The organism is Thiohalophilus sp. (assembly GCF_034521165.1).
Taxonomy (GTDB): Bacteria; Pseudomonadota; Gammaproteobacteria; order UBA6429; family Thiohalophilaceae; genus Thiohalophilus.
On record NZ_JAXHMV010000013.1, the window covers coordinates 97,963 to 111,726 of the forward strand.

Genomic DNA, 13,764 nt, shown 5'->3' on the forward strand with positions numbered 1-13,764 from the left:
TATGAGCGCGGAATTTTCCCTGCTGGCGGCATTCATCGTGGGGCTGATGGGCGGCGTGCATTGCGTCGGCATGTGCGGGGGCATCGTCGGCGCACTGACCTTTGGCCTGCCGCAGCCGCAGTCGCGTAGCCGGCTGTTCGGTTTTCAGCTGAGTTACAACCTCGGGCGCATCGCCAGCTACACCCTGGGCGGCGCACTGCTGGGCGGGCTCAGCGCGCTGGCCGACAACCTGCTGGTGATTCACCAGTATCAGACCATCCTGCAGGTGATCGCCGGCCTGTTCATGCTGGCGATGGGATTGTATATCGCCGGCTGGTGGACCGGGCTGCGCTATGTCGAAAGCGGCGGACGGGTGCTGTGGCGCCATATCGAGCCGCTGGGCCGACGCCTGATGCCGGTGACTCGGCCCGGCCAGGCCCTCCTGCTGGGGATGTTATGGGGCTGGTTGCCCTGCGGCCTGGTCTACAGTGTCCTGATCTGGTCCATCTCGACCGGCAGCGCCATCGAGGGGGGACTGCTGATGCTGAGTTTTGGTCTCGGTACCCTGCCCAACCTGTTGTTGATGGGCATGTTCGCCGCGAGCCTGCAGCGTTTTGTGCGCTACCCGCCGGTACGCTATCTGGCCGGCGCACTGGTCATGGCGTTTGGCCTGGTGACCCTGTACCTGGCCTGGCAGCCGCTGCCGGCCTGAGGCCTGTCACTTCCCTGTGATAAGCGGGCGGACAGTTCGGGCTATTCGGTGAAAAACTGTTTTTCGAATTCAAACCTGTGGCTCTGCGGGCTGCCTGCGGGCTTGACGCGGACGGCAAAGTTGAGCGTGTCGCGATGGGCGACCGGAAAGTCACTGACATAGTAGATGGCATCACCTTCGCGGATCTCGCGCATCTTCAGATCCTGCTTGTGGCCGGTCAGCATGCCGCTGGTGACCGTCAGATCGGCGGGGACCGCCTGGTTATTACTTTGTCGGATGACCGAAATATTGATCATCGCCCGGCTGCGGCTGCGCTGGATGTCGTATTCCCTTGCCACATCGGGATTGAGCATGTCGGTGGTCAGGGTGTTGTAATGAACGACATAGTCGCCGAAGCGCTTGGCCTGTTCAGCACTGGCCGTTGCCGGGTGAAAACTGCAGACCAGCAGCAGGGATGTGAGTGACCATTTAAGCAGAGATCCCATCTTGCGCCTCCTCGTTATTGTGTTGTTCTGTGTCTCTAACTATAGACGAGAAAACGGATTGTCACCGTCTTGACAAAGGATTTTCAGCAGGGACAACCGGGGCAGGGGCGGTTGTCCCGGCAAGAGTGTTGTGACTAGCGGTTCTGTAACCGGTAGAGCGCCACTTCGCCCATGAGGTTGGGCAACATCCGGGCGGTGATACTGGGTTTGTGATCGCGGTCGACGACGATGCGCTGCATCACCCGCAGGTTCATATCCTGGCACAGCTGTTCAAAGTCGTGAATGGTACACATGTGGATGTTGGGCGTGTTGTACCAGGTATCCGGCAGCGAGGGCGTGACCGGCATACGACCGTAGAACAGTTCTACCCGGCAACGCCAGTGGCCGAAGTTGGGGAACGTGATAATGGCCTCGGAACCGATGCGCAGCATCTCGTCGATCAGTTTGTCCGGATAGCGTACCGCCTGCAGGGTTTCGCTCATGATGACATAATCGAAGGAATCGGATTCGATCTCCGACAGGCCGGCGTCCAGGTCGGTCTGAATGACATTGATGTTGTTGGCGATGGCCTTGACGATCTTGTCCTGATCGATTTCCAGACCGTAACCGGTTGCCTGGCGCTGTTCGTGCAGGTGATGCAACAGGGTTCCGTCGCCACAACCGAGATCCAGGACGTGGGAACCGGGGCGGATCCAGTCGGCGATCATACGCAGCTCGGAGCGTAGTGGCGTCATTGATCGCTCTCCTGTCCCACCCGGTTCATATAGGTACGCAGCGCAGCCATATAATCATCGATCGGCATCAGGAATGCATCGTGACCGTGGTGGGCCTTGATCTCTGAATAACTGACGTTCTTGCGCTCCTTGACCAGTGCCTTGACGATCTCCCGCGAGCGCTCCGGCGCGAAGCGCCAGTCACCGGTAAAGGAGGCGACAAAAAACTCGGCCTTGCTGTTGGCCAGGGCGGCGGCCAGGTCATCGTCGTAGTCCTTGGCCGGATCAAAATAATCGAGCACCTTGGTCATTAACAGGTAGGTGTTGGCGTCGAACTTCTCGACGAACGATTTACCCTGGTAACGCAGGTAGCTTTCCACCTGGAACTCGACATCGAAACCGAAGTTGATGGTCCCCTCGCGCAGCTCGCGGCCAAATTTGGCGCGCATGGAGAGATCCGACAAATAGGTAATATGGCCGAGCATCCGGGCAATCATCAGCCCGCGGCGCGGTATGGTGTTGTAATCGTAATAACGGCCTTCGTGAAAATCGGGGTCGGACATGATGGCCTGGCGGGCAATTTCGTTAAAGCCGATATTCTGGGCCGAGAGCTTGGGTGCGCCGGCAATCACAATACTGTGACGCAGGCGATCGGGATAGTCGATAGCCCATTGCAGGGCCTGCATGCCACCCAGGCTGCCCCCGGCCACCGCCGCCCACTGTTCGATACCGAGATGATCGGCCAGCAGCGCCTGGCTGCGGACCCAGTCACTGACGGTTACAATCGGGAAGTCGGGGCCGTAGGCCTTGCCGGTGTCGGGGTTGGTGCTCATGGGGCCGGTGGTGCCCTTGCAGCCGCCCAGGTTGTTGGGCGCGACCACGAAGAAACGATTGGTATCGATGGGTTTGCCCGGACCGATGCAGGTGTCCCACCAGCCCGGTTTGCGCTCTTCCATGCTGTGATAACCGGCGGCATGGTGATCGCCGCTCAGGGCATGACAGATCAGAATGGCGTTATTCTTCTGCGCGTTGAGCTGCCCGTAGGTTTCATACACCATTTCAAAACCGGGCAGCGAACGACCGCAATCGAGATCGATGGGGGCGTCGTAGACCAGCTTTTGCGGGGTGACCAGACCGACGGAATCGGCGGGGATTGTTTCGGGCATCGGCTAAACTGTCGTCGTGACCTGATTGATCAACAAGACAGCAAGTCTAAGTGACAGGTCGCCATCGGTGCAAGCGGCGGGAGGGGCCGCTGTCAGGCGACCTGGGCGGTGTCCTGCTCCATAAAGGCTTCCAGCGGGCGATTCAGGGTCTCCATCAGCAAATTGATATCCGCCAGCTGGACATTGAGCGCCTCGGCGGTTTTTTCCAGCTCCTGAATCCGGTTTTGCAGGGTGTCGCGGGATTCGTTGATCTTGCGCAGGCTTTCCAGCCGTTTTTCCATCTGGTTTTTGTGTTCCTTGATGCGCACGACCAGCGGCGCCATGGCGTTTTTGCCCCAGGCTTCCACATCCTGGTGCGCCTGGAACAGGATATTGCGGGCGTGACTGACCATGGAAATAAAGAACTTTTTCACCACGAAGGCCTGTTCGGTGACGGTCAGTTTCGCGCTGTTGCGATAGGCTTCGGCTTCGTGATACAGCCGGTCCAGCTCGCGTTTGTACTTGCTCATGGTCATCAGGCGCGGCTTGACGTCGGTCAGGCCATGATCCTTGTTGAACTGGCGGTAGATGGTCTGCAGCAGCATGTTGATCTGATCGGTCTGCTTGCCGGCCGCGTCCATGGTCTCCTGAATGAGGTCGAAAAATTCCTTCATCGATCCCTTAAGGGTCATGGTGAACTTGCTGCCACTCATCTCCTTGCGGGTTTTGGACATCAGCTTGTCCAGCCGGGTCAGGCTCAGGGTGTTGAGCAGCTCGGCGTGCTTGTCGTTAAAGGTTTTGCGATTGGCCTGAAAGCTTTCCACGCTCTTGTGATAGGTGGACTGTTCCTCGCGGGTCTTTTTCATCAGATGCATGATGACATCTTCATTCTTGCCGCTGAGGCTTTTCAGTTCGTTCAGCTGTTTGTTGGTATCGGCCAGGCGCGAGGCGATCAGATCGCGGGATTGCTGGGCCATGCCACCGATTTCCCCGACGATGCTCTCGCGCACCAGGTGTTGTTTACGCGGCAGGATGTCTTTGGCCAGAATCGATTCCAGGGCCAGGATATTGCTGCGTTGTAGCAATTCATCGTCGGTGCGGATCTTGGCCAGCAGGCCTTTTTGCGCCGAGACCGGAAAGACGTTGGCGGCCTCGATCTCCAGCATTCTGGCGGCGCTTTTGCACTGCTGGGCAACGCTGTTGTCGATTTCCTCGCCGCTTTTGAGCTCATCCCACAGGGTGTCGACCTTGTTCAGTACGATAATCCGCCCGTGACGGGCATCGCCGCCCAGCGGTTTGACGTGCTGGTTCCACATCTGCATGTCGGACTTGGTAACGCCGGTATCGGCGGCCAGCACGAAGACCACCGCCTGGGAGTTGGGCAGCATGTTAAGGGTCAGTTCCGGCTCGTTGCCGATGGCGTTGAGCCCCGGCGTATCGAGAATGGTCAGGCCTTCCTTGAGCAGCGGATGCGGGAAACTGATCAGGCCGTGGCGCCACATGGGGATTTCCACCATGTCGGTCTCGGCGTGCATGTCCGGGTCCACCAGCCCCAGTTTTTCGGCCACCGGCGCCGGTACGCGCTTGGTGCGGATGACCTCGCGAAAGGCCTCGGCCATTTTTTCCGAGGAATTGGTGTCCAGCTCGATGGTGGTCCAGTTGATGGGGTTTTTCTTGTGTTCCTGGATGCTCATCTCTTCCAGGCGGGTTTCGATGGGCAGCAGGCGGATATAGCTCATGTCCGCATCCGAGTCGTAGAACAGCTCGGTGGGGCACATAGTGGTGCGTCCGGCCTCGGAGGGCAGCAGCCGCCGGTCGTATTCGGAGAAGAAGATCGCGTTGATCAGTTCGGTCTTGCCGCGCGCGAACTCGGCCACAAAGGCGATCGTCAGCCGGTCGGACTTGAGCGACTCAAGCAGTTCGAAGATCCGCAGTTCAGTCTCCGGATTACTCATGTTATTGGCGTTCAGCCATTGCTGGTATTTGTCGATCGCGGTATTGAGGTCGCTGCGCCAGCGGCCGTAGGCCTGCATCTGATCGGTGAAACGGTCTGTCGCCATCGTGAGTCCGGTTACCAGGTTGCTGTCAGAAAAAAGTCATTTACTGTGCAATATAGCGGGACACATTTCGCGGCCACAATGGATAAACTGTGACCTGTGCCTCACTTCGTTGCCTCGTCGGGCAACCTCGCATCAGGGTTTAACGGCCTGACGAGGAATAAGTTTAACAACTCCCTGTAACTATAGCGAAATCGGGGAAAAATGCCGAACTTTGTCCGGTTCAGGCCGGCGGTGGAATCGGCTCCGGGAGGCGTTGCGGTCGGTGTATGCGCCACAGCTTGATACGACTGCCATGGCCGCGTTGCAGGCTCACGGCGCTCGGGGGCACGCCGAACTGGTCGGCGAGAAACGCCTGCAGCTTACGGTTGGCCTTGCCCTCCACCGGCGGAGCGGTGACGCGGATCTTCAGCGCCTCGCCATGCAGGCCGACGATTTCGTCGCGACTGGCGCGTGGCTGCAGATAGACGCGCAGTAACAGGTCGTCGTCCTGCCAGCTATAGAAGCCGGGCACGGCAGTAGGTGCTGTTGAACAGGCTCAGGCCGCAGATGCCGTCCTGCAGCGGGGCGATGATCAGCAGCATCACCAGCCATAGCGCCACCAGAGCGATCAGCGGGGTCAGGTCCAGCCCGCCCATCGGCGGCAGCAGGCGGCGGAAGGGCCGCAGCACCGGCTCGGTGAGCTGGTGCAACAGGGCCGCCACCGGGTTATAGGTGCCGGGCGAGATCCAGCTGAGCACCGCCATGATGATGATGCCGAAGATAAAGACATTCACCAGCAGCTTGAGCAGTTCGACCACGGCCAGCGCCACGGTGCCGCCGATGTCCAGCGGCGGAAATTCAGGGAACAGGCTGATCAGGGTGATCTCGACCAGCTTGAGGATCAGCAGCAACACCACGGCGGCGAAGTCGATGCCGCCGTAACCGGGGATGAAGCGGCGCAGGGGGCGCAGCGGCGCCGAGGTGGCCTTGACCAGAAACTGGGAGATGGGATTGTAAAAATCGGCCCGCGTCAGCTGCAGCAGCAGGCGCAGCAGCACCACGATGGCGTACAGCCCGAAAATCGTCTGGATCAGGAAAACCCCGGCGTTACTGACGTAGTTCATGCTTATTGTCCCAGTTCATCGGCCAGTTCGCGGGCCCGATCCCGGGCGGCCTGCAGGGCCTGTTCAAAGATTGCCTCAAGCTCGCGATCCTGCAGAGCCAGAATCGCCTGTTCGGTGGTGCCCCCGGGGGAGGTGACATTGCGCCGCAATTGGGCCGGATCCTCCTCGATCTCCAGTGCCAGTTTGGCGGCGCCGAAGGCGGTCTGCAGGGTCAACAGCCGGGCCGTCTCCTCGGGCAGGCCCAGTTTGACCCCGGCTTTTTCCATGGCCTCCATGACCAGGAAAAAATAGGCCGGGCCGCTGCCGGAGACAGCGGTGACCGCATCCATCTGCGCCTCCTCCTCGACCCAGACTGTCAGGCCGACGGCGCGCAGAATCGACTCGGCCAGATCCTTCTGCTGGCGAGTGACATGCCGGTTGGCAAACAGGCCGGTAGCCCCGGACTGAACCAGTGCCGGGGTATTGGGCATGGCGCGTACGATGGCCCGCTCGCCACCCAGCCATTGTTCAATCGCGTCGGTGCGAATGCCGGCGGCGATGGTCAGATAGAGTTTGCCGTCGTCCGGGGCGGACTGCAGTTCGCTGATAACCTGCTTGAGGGCCTGCGGCTTGACCGCCAGCACCACCACCTCGCAGGCATCGACCACGGCCTGATTATCACCATGCACCGTGATGCCGTAGTCGTCATGCAGCGCCTGACGCCGGCTCTCATCCGGTTCGGAGACATGCAAAGAGGCCGGCGGCAGACCGCTCTGGCAGAGCCCGCCGATAAGACTGCGCGCCATGTTGCCGCCACCGATAAAACCGATTTTTGCGTTTTTCATGGCGTCATACGTTAACCGCAAGGGCCCGTTTGCTCAAGGTTTTGCTGTTATCGGTTTTGTGCCTTCGCGTTGTGCCGTGCGGACATCAAGATTCCCAGGGACGAGGGACGAGGGACGAGTGACGAGGTGGGATTGTCAGGGCTGACATTTTATCACCCCTCCCTGGCCCTCCCCTTGAAGGGGAGGGGACAGTGTTTGCTAATTGCAAGGATTTGTTCCCCCTCCCACAGGGAGGGGGCGAGGGGGAGGGGATATAAACAACCTCGTCACTCGTCCCTCGTCCCTCGGCCCTTATTGGGCGCGCGAGCGCCAAATATCGCGGTGCCGATCCGCACCATGGTGCTGCCTTCGGCGATGGCGGCTTCCATGTCGCCGGTCATGCCCATCGACAGGGTATCCAGGGCCAGGCCTTGTCCGTTGAGCTGGTCGTACAGCTCGCGCAAGCGGCGAAACGGCATCCGTTGCTGTTCAAAATCTTCCGCCGGGGCAGGGATCGTCATCAGCCCGCGCAGCTGCAGGTGGGGCAGATCGGCGAGGGCCCGGGCCAGTTCGAGGGCCTCGTCGGGGGCAATGCCGGATTTGCTGGCTTCGCCGGAGGTGTTGATCTGCAGGCAGAGGTTGAGCGGCGGCAGGTGGGCCGGGCGTTGTTCGCCCAGGCGCCGGGCGATCTTGAGCCGGTCCACGCTGTGGACCCAGGCGAAATGCTCGGCGATCTCACGGGTCTTGTTGGACTGGATGGGACCGATGTAGTGCCACTCGATGGGCTCGTCGGCCAGGGCGGCGATCTTGGGCAGGGCGTCCTGCAGGTAATTCTCGCCGAAACAGGTCTGCCCCGCGACCAGCGCGGCGCGCAGATCGTCGATGGGTCGGGTTTTGCTCACCGCCAGCAGCCGGACCGAGCCGGGGGCCCGCCCCGCCTGCTGTTCGGCTTGTGTGATTCGTGCCCGAACCGTTTCGAGCCGTTGCGCTATGCTGTTCATCTTGCCTCGCGGGCGATGCGGCGGTAGGTTAGTTGCCTGTACAGAATTCAGGGTATTCAGGATCAAGAATTCGGGCGGACTACCGATAACCGAAATGTCTGCTATCAAAGTTCGACCTGTATCATAACAACGATTTATTAAAGAGTGACTGCCTGATGGACATAACCGAACTGCTGGCCTTTGGCGTGAAAAACGGCGCCTCGGATCTTCACCTGTCCGCCGGACTGCCGCCCATGATTCGCGTCGACGGGGACGTGCGGCGTATTAATATCCCGGCCATGGAACACAAGACCGTGCACTCGCTGGTGTACGACATCATGAACGACAAGCAGCGCAAGGATTTCGAGGAATTTCTGGAAACCGACTTTTCCTTTGAAATCCAGGGCCTGGCCCGTTTTCGTGTCAACGCCTTCAACCATAATCGCGGCGCGGCGGCGGTGTTCAGGACCATCCCCTCCAAGATTATGACTCTGGAGGAACTCAACTGTCCGGCGGTGTTCAAGGAGGTCTCCGATAACGCGCGCGGCATCGTGCTGGTCACCGGCCCGACCGGTTCCGGTAAATCCACCACCCTGGCAGGGATGGTCGATTACAAGAACGAGAACGACTATGGTCACATTCTGACCATCGAGGATCCGATCGAATTCGTGCATGAATCCAAAAAATGCCTGGTCAACCAGCGCGAGGTGCATCGCGACACCCTTGGCTTCAGCGAGGCGCTGCGCTCCGCCCTGCGTGAGGATCCCGACATCATCCTGGTGGGCGAGCTGCGCGATCTGGAAACCATTCGCCTGGCCCTGACCGCTGCCGAAACCGGCCACCTGGTCTTCGGCACCCTGCATACCAGCTCCGCGGCCAAGACCATCGATCGTATCATCGACGTGTTCCCGGCGGCGGAAAAAGGCATGGTCCGCTCCATGCTCTCCGAGTCGCTGCGCGCGGTTATCGCCCAGACCCTGTTAAAGAAGATCGGCGGCGGCCGGGTGGCGGCCCACGAGATCATGGTCGGCACCTCTGCCATTCGCAACCTGATTCGCGAGGACAAGGTGGCGCAGATGTACTCCGCCATCCAGACCGGCCAGCAGTACGGCATGCAGACGCTCGATCAGAACCTGCAGGACCTGGTCCAGCGCGGCGTAGTCAGCAAGCAGGAAGCGCGCGTCAAGGCGGCCAACAAGGACACTTTCGATTAAACTGGGGAGTATCTGCAAGTCATTCCGGCGTCCGCCGGAATCCAGTAACTCGCTAATGGAGCTGGACCCCGGCTTTTGCCGGGGTGACGAAAAGAGACTTTTTCAGGGCTTCCCTGAACATCATCCGGTAGTCCCGGAAGACTGACACGAGGTCGGCGTCATGGATTTTGAATCGTTACTGAAACTGATGGTGCACAAAAATGCCTCGGACCTGTTTATCACCGCAGGCGTGGCACCGAGCATGAAGGTCAATGGCAAGATCATGCCCGTGACCCAGGCGACCCTGACCCCCGGCCAGGCCGAGGAGCTGGTCATGGGGATCATGAGTGAGGCGCAGAAAAAGGAGTTCAAAGAGCACAATGAGTGCAACTTCGCTATCTCCGCCTCCGGCATCGGCCGCTTTCGTGTCAGCTCTTTTCGCCAGCGCAACCATGCCGGCATGGTGCTGCGTAAAATCGAAGTCAACATCCCGACTTTCGAGGAACTGAAACTGCCGCCGGTTCTGCGCGATATCGCCATGACCAAGCGCGGCCTGGTTATTTTCGTCGGCGGGACCGGTTCCGGTAAATCCAGTTCCCTCGCGGCCATGGTCGGTTATCGCAACAAGAACAGCACCGGCCATATCATTACCATCGAGGATCCGATCGAGTTTATCCATCACCACCAGGGCTGCATCGTCACTCAACGCGAGGTGGGCCTGGATACCGAAAGTTTTGAAGTCGCCCTGAAAAACACTCTGCGTCAGGCACCGGATGTCATTCTGATCGGCGAGATCCGTTCGCGCGAGACCATGGAACACGCCATCGCCTTTGCCGAAACCGGCCATCTGTGTCTGGCGACCCTGCACGCCAACAATGCCAACCAGGCACTGGATCGTATTGTCAACTTCTTCCCCGAGGATCGCTTCAACCAGCTGCACCTGGATCTGTCGCTCAACCTCAAGGCGATGATCGCCCAGCAATTGATCCCGACACCCGACGGTGACGGACGGGTATTGGCCGCCGAGATCCTGATCAACACGCCGTTGATGTCGGATCATATCCGCAAGGGCGAAATTTCCAAGATGAAGGAACTGATGACCAAGTCCAACCAGGCCGGCATGCAGACCTTCGACCAGGCGCTCTATTATCTCTACAAGGAAGGCAGCATCACTTATGAGGATGCGATCAACCACGCCGACTCCGCCAACGAACTGCGCCTGATGATCAAACTGGGCGAAACCAAGGGCGAAGACGTGGATTCCATGACCGGGGCGCTGGACGGGATTACCATTCAGGAAACCTGATACCAGGCCTTTTCCTCCCCCTCTGGAAGAGGGCGTTCCAAATCTACTCCCGGCCATCCTGGCCCTCTGGCGAGTGCGCACTTGTCTCATAGAACCCCTTCGGGTTTCATTATGTTGTCTCGCAGAACCCTCCGGATTCATTGCGAGTACCCTACGCTTCCAGCGTCAGGGCAACCCTACCTATCTTCGATAGGTCAGGGCACCCTGTGCGCACCCTTCGGGCTGTTCCTCCTTTCACTGCGATGCTCGGCGTCGTCTCACGAAACTTAAAAACACACTAGCCAGCGATAGGGTGCGTCCTACGCACCGACTACTCTGATATCCAGCCACGGCCCCATTGCTTGCCTCGAAAAACCCGGAATCAGTTGCTAATATTTAAAGAGAATTGAATTTAACAATAAATTTGATAGACAGAATCCGCCTGAATCCCGAAAAATACAGATTCTGTCTAATAATGGTATGGACTCCCCCTTCTCCAACGGCATCGCATGTGCCAGATTGGAGATGATAGTCAGCCAATCATAGAGAGGGGGAGTCATGAAAAAGATAGCACGTATTGGATTGGATCTTGCAAAAAATGTATTCCAGGTTCATGCCGTTACAACAACAGGTGAAGTTATCGTTAGCAAAAGCCTAAAACGTGCCAAGCTATTGGAATTTTTTGCGCAGTGTGAGCCCTGCCTGGTTGGCATGGAAGCCTGTGGTAGCGCGCATCACTGGGCACGTGAATTGACGGTATTAGGACACGAAGTGCGCCTCATGGCGGCACAATTTGTCACGCCCTATCGCAAGAGCGGCAAGAATGATCGTAATGATGCCGAGGCGATCTGCGAAGCGGTATCGCGCCCGACGATGCGATTTGTACCAGTGAAAACAGTTGAACAACAGGCCATATTGAGCGTACACCGATCTCGCACTCTATTGATTGGAGAACGGACCGCGTTAATTAACCATCTGCGTGGCTTGTTAGGTGAATTTGGGATTGTGTTGCCGCAGGGAGCAAAGAAAGTTCGGCAGGAGATGCCTCGGGTGCTCGAAGATGCAGAGAATGGATTGCCGGATATAGCACGTGAAGTATTTGCAGATAATTATACAAGACTGAGACAGCTCGATCAGAGGATAAATGAGTATGACTGTCGAATTGCACAAATAGCCAAGGATAATCACCTGGCACAGCGGATCATGCAAATAGAAGGGGTGGGACCGATTACGGCAACGGCTGTGGTTGCGAGCGTGGGTGAAGCCAAAACCTTTGCGAATGGTAGGCAGTTTGCGGCCTGGTTAGGCCTGACTCCACGACAAAAGTCGTCGGGCGGACGGAGCCGTTTAGGACGAATCAGTAAACGGGGTGATACATATCTACGTACCCTTATCATCCACGGGAGTCGTTCTGCCATGTTACAGACATCCAAGCGAGATGATGCGAAGAGCCGTTGGGTTGAGTCTTTGAAAGAGCGGCGGAATCAGAATGTGGCGGCGGTGGCGCTTGCTGCAAAAAATGCACGGATTATGTGGGCGATGTTGTCACGTGATGAACCCTATCGCCGAGCAGCGTAGTTAAATTAAAATATCACAGGTTTGCGCGGAAAAGAGAGTGATGGTGAACAGGTAAGACCGACGTGAGCAGAACCTGATAACAGTGTTGGCCATCAAAGGCCGCTCTAATAATGAGGAGCTTGCGTGCGAATTTCCATCAGGGCCATGGCATGACTAAGCCAATGAATAGGCCGGATATATTTGTGCAGTCTTACTCTATGTTTTTTGTAGGCTCTTTTCTGGCAAAACAGGGGGAGTCCATATAATCACTGTTATGCCGAAAAGGAAAAACGGCAGTGAAGACAACGAAATACTTCCAAGCGACCCGGGTCAGACCGGATCGAGAGATAATCAAGGACGAATGGATTCAGCATGTTAGCCAGTACCCTGAAATAGAGCACATACAGGCAGACGGTCGAATAAGGCGATGGGCTAGAATTGAAGAAATGAAAAACCGGTATCTGCGGGTAATCCTGTTGTCGGATGGAGAAACGGTGCATAACGCATTTTTTGATAGAGGATGGATATAAGCCATGAAAGTCAGCTACTTTGAAGACACTGACACGCTCTACATTGAGTTCCGTGACAGTGGCATAGCGGAGTCTAAAGACCTGGATGAAAACACCATTCTTGACGTGGATGCCAAGGGCAATGTCTGCGCAATCACGTTCGAGCACGCAAGCCAGCGCACTGACGTAAGCCATCTGATTGTTGAAGGTATTGCGGCATAACCAGCCCATCCAGCCGACGCAAAAAAACGACGCGGGTGATGGGCAGCGTTATGTGTATGAAAAATCAGTAAAATTTCACCAACTTGACTGTAAATACATTGTAGTTATACTTGTTCAATGGATGGGTTGGAATTTGCATGGGATGAAAGGAAGAATCTCAGCAATCAGGAGAAGCACTCGGTTTCCTTTGGAGAAGCGCAAACCGTGTTCTATGACGAATTTGCCCGCTTAATCCATGACCCCGAACATTCGGAAGATCAAGATCGGTTTATCCTCCTGGGTTTTAGCAACCAAATTCGAATGCTTGTCGTTTGCCACTGCTACAGGGAAGAAGAGCAACTCATACGAATTATTTCAGCCCGAAAGGCCACCAAATCCGAGCAAAAAATGTATGAAGGTTTTCGCGATGAAAGATAATTACGATTTTTCGAATTCAGTGCAGAATCCCTATGCAAAACGTTTAAAAAAACAGATCACGATTCGTATTGATGAAGATACGATTCAGTACTTTAAAAAATTAGCCGAAGAAAAAGGTATTCCTTATCAAAGTCTGATAAATTTCTATCTAAGGGATTGTGCAGAAACGCACTGTAAACCGAATGTGAAGTGGAATAGCACATAACAGGGAAATTCACCTGTAAATGGGGTGGTGACAAACGAGAAGCATTTGCATTAGCATTTGTCACCGACCCCACTCCTGGTTACTGCGAGCGCGGCGACCTGCAGATAAGCAATGCCCTGAGCGAGAACGCCATCCGCCCGTTCGCCCTGGGGCGCAAGGCGTGGCTGTTCGCCGATAACAGAGCGGGTGCCCAGGCCTGCGCCACCTGCTACTCGCTGATCGAGACGGCCAAGGCCAACGGTCTTGAACCGGCAGCCTACATCGACTACGTGTTGGCGCGCCTCGCCGAGGCCGATACGGTCGATAAGCTCGAAGCGTTGCTGCCGTGGAATGCTACGCTTAAGGCAAGTGCGTCGATTTAACGGCACTTACGTCGAAAACATTCTACATATACAC

16 protein-coding genes and 1 pseudogene are annotated in these 13,764 nt (G+C 57.0%); 9 read left to right on the forward strand and 8 right to left on the reverse strand.

Going from position 1 to position 13,764, the window contains the following annotated elements; genetic code table 11:
• The first annotated feature begins 1 nt into the window (after position 1).
• The gene (locus tag U5K34_RS12565) at positions 2-691 is read left to right on the forward strand and encodes a sulfite exporter TauE/SafE family protein (RefSeq protein ID WP_322568743.1); all 690 of its coding nucleotides are present in this window, start codon (positions 2-4) and stop codon (positions 689-691) included.
• Positions 692-732: 41 nt separating this feature from the next.
• On the opposite strand, the gene U5K34_RS12570 is transcribed toward U5K34_RS12565, so the two are convergent.
• From U5K34_RS12570 to U5K34_RS12605, 8 genes are all read right to left on the reverse strand, one after another.
• Positions 733-1,176, reverse strand: a complete 444-nt coding sequence (locus U5K34_RS12570) for a DUF4426 domain-containing protein (protein ID WP_322568744.1) — start codon at positions 1,174-1,176, stop codon at positions 733-735.
• Between the two features lie 134 nt (positions 1,177-1,310).
• Positions 1,311-1,910 carry a methionine biosynthesis protein MetW gene (gene metW, locus U5K34_RS12575; RefSeq protein ID WP_322568745.1) on the reverse strand — a complete coding sequence of 200 codons (600 nt, stop codon included), beginning with the start codon at positions 1,908-1,910 and terminating at the stop codon, positions 1,311-1,313.
• Complete coding sequence (gene metX, locus U5K34_RS12580) at positions 1,907-3,055, reverse strand: homoserine O-succinyltransferase MetX (RefSeq protein ID WP_322568746.1); 1,149 nt, start codon at positions 3,053-3,055, stop codon at positions 1,907-1,909. Before metX ends, metW begins: the two co-directional genes overlap by 4 nt.
• A 92-nt stretch (positions 3,056-3,147) precedes the next feature.
• Entirely contained in the window at positions 3,148-5,094 is a 1,947-nt protein-coding gene (locus U5K34_RS12585) for a dynamin family protein (RefSeq protein WP_322568747.1), read from the reverse strand.
• Between the two features lie 220 nt (positions 5,095-5,314).
• Positions 5,315-5,605: a DUF167 family protein gene (locus U5K34_RS12590; RefSeq protein WP_322568748.1), complete on the reverse strand. Its 291-nt coding sequence runs from the start codon at positions 5,603-5,605 to the stop codon at positions 5,315-5,317.
• Positions 5,589-6,197: a YggT family protein gene (locus U5K34_RS12595; protein WP_322568749.1), complete on the reverse strand. Its 609-nt coding sequence runs from the start codon at positions 6,195-6,197 to the stop codon at positions 5,589-5,591. The genes U5K34_RS12590 and U5K34_RS12595 overlap by 17 nt, the downstream gene beginning before the upstream one ends.
• A 2-nt stretch (positions 6,198-6,199) precedes the next feature.
• Complete coding sequence (gene proC, locus U5K34_RS12600) at positions 6,200-7,021, reverse strand: pyrroline-5-carboxylate reductase (RefSeq protein ID WP_322568750.1); 822 nt, start codon at positions 7,019-7,021, stop codon at positions 6,200-6,202.
• Positions 7,022-7,287: 266 nt separating this feature from the next.
• Positions 7,288-8,001 (reverse strand): YggS family pyridoxal phosphate-dependent enzyme, encoded by a 714-nt coding sequence (locus U5K34_RS12605; RefSeq protein WP_322568751.1) that lies wholly within the window; start codon positions 7,999-8,001, stop codon positions 7,288-7,290.
• 155 nt (positions 8,002-8,156) lie between these two features.
• On the opposite strand from U5K34_RS12605, the gene U5K34_RS12610 reads away from it, so the two are divergent.
• The 8 genes and pseudogenes from U5K34_RS12610 to U5K34_RS12640 all read left to right on the forward strand — a co-directional run.
• Entirely contained in the window at positions 8,157-9,194 is a 1,038-nt protein-coding gene (locus tag U5K34_RS12610) for a type IV pilus twitching motility protein PilT (protein ID WP_322568752.1), read from the forward strand.
• A 160-nt stretch (positions 9,195-9,354) separates the two neighbouring features.
• A complete protein-coding gene (locus U5K34_RS12615) occupies positions 9,355-10,479 on the forward strand; it encodes a PilT/PilU family type 4a pilus ATPase (RefSeq protein ID WP_322568753.1) in 1,125 nt (374 codons plus the stop codon).
• Between the two features lie 537 nt (positions 10,480-11,016).
• A complete protein-coding gene (locus tag U5K34_RS12620) occupies positions 11,017-12,036 on the forward strand; it encodes an IS110 family transposase (RefSeq protein ID WP_322568504.1) in 1,020 nt (339 codons plus the stop codon).
• Positions 12,037-12,311: 275 nt separating this feature from the next.
• Positions 12,312-12,545 (forward strand): hypothetical protein, encoded by a 234-nt coding sequence (locus U5K34_RS16210; protein ID WP_416224098.1) that lies wholly within the window; start codon positions 12,312-12,314, stop codon positions 12,543-12,545.
• A gap of 3 nt (positions 12,546-12,548) precedes the next feature.
• Positions 12,549-12,746 carry a DUF2283 domain-containing protein gene (locus U5K34_RS12625; protein ID WP_322568754.1) on the forward strand — a complete coding sequence of 66 codons (198 nt, stop codon included), beginning with the start codon at positions 12,549-12,551 and terminating at the stop codon, positions 12,744-12,746.
• A 117-nt stretch (positions 12,747-12,863) separates the two neighbouring features.
• The gene (locus U5K34_RS12630) at positions 12,864-13,163 is read left to right on the forward strand and encodes a BrnT family toxin (RefSeq protein ID WP_322568755.1); all 300 of its coding nucleotides are present in this window, start codon (positions 12,864-12,866) and stop codon (positions 13,161-13,163) included.
• On the forward strand, positions 13,153-13,368 hold the full coding sequence (locus tag U5K34_RS12635; protein WP_322568756.1) for a BrnA antitoxin family protein: 216 nt from the start codon (positions 13,153-13,155) through the stop codon (positions 13,366-13,368). The genes U5K34_RS12630 and U5K34_RS12635 overlap by 11 nt, the downstream gene beginning before the upstream one ends.
• Positions 13,369-13,445: 77 nt before the next feature.
• Positions 13,446-13,730 (forward strand): annotated as a pseudogene (locus U5K34_RS12640) (transposase domain-containing protein); the annotation flags it as partial.
• Between the last annotated feature and the right edge of the window lie 34 nt (positions 13,731-13,764).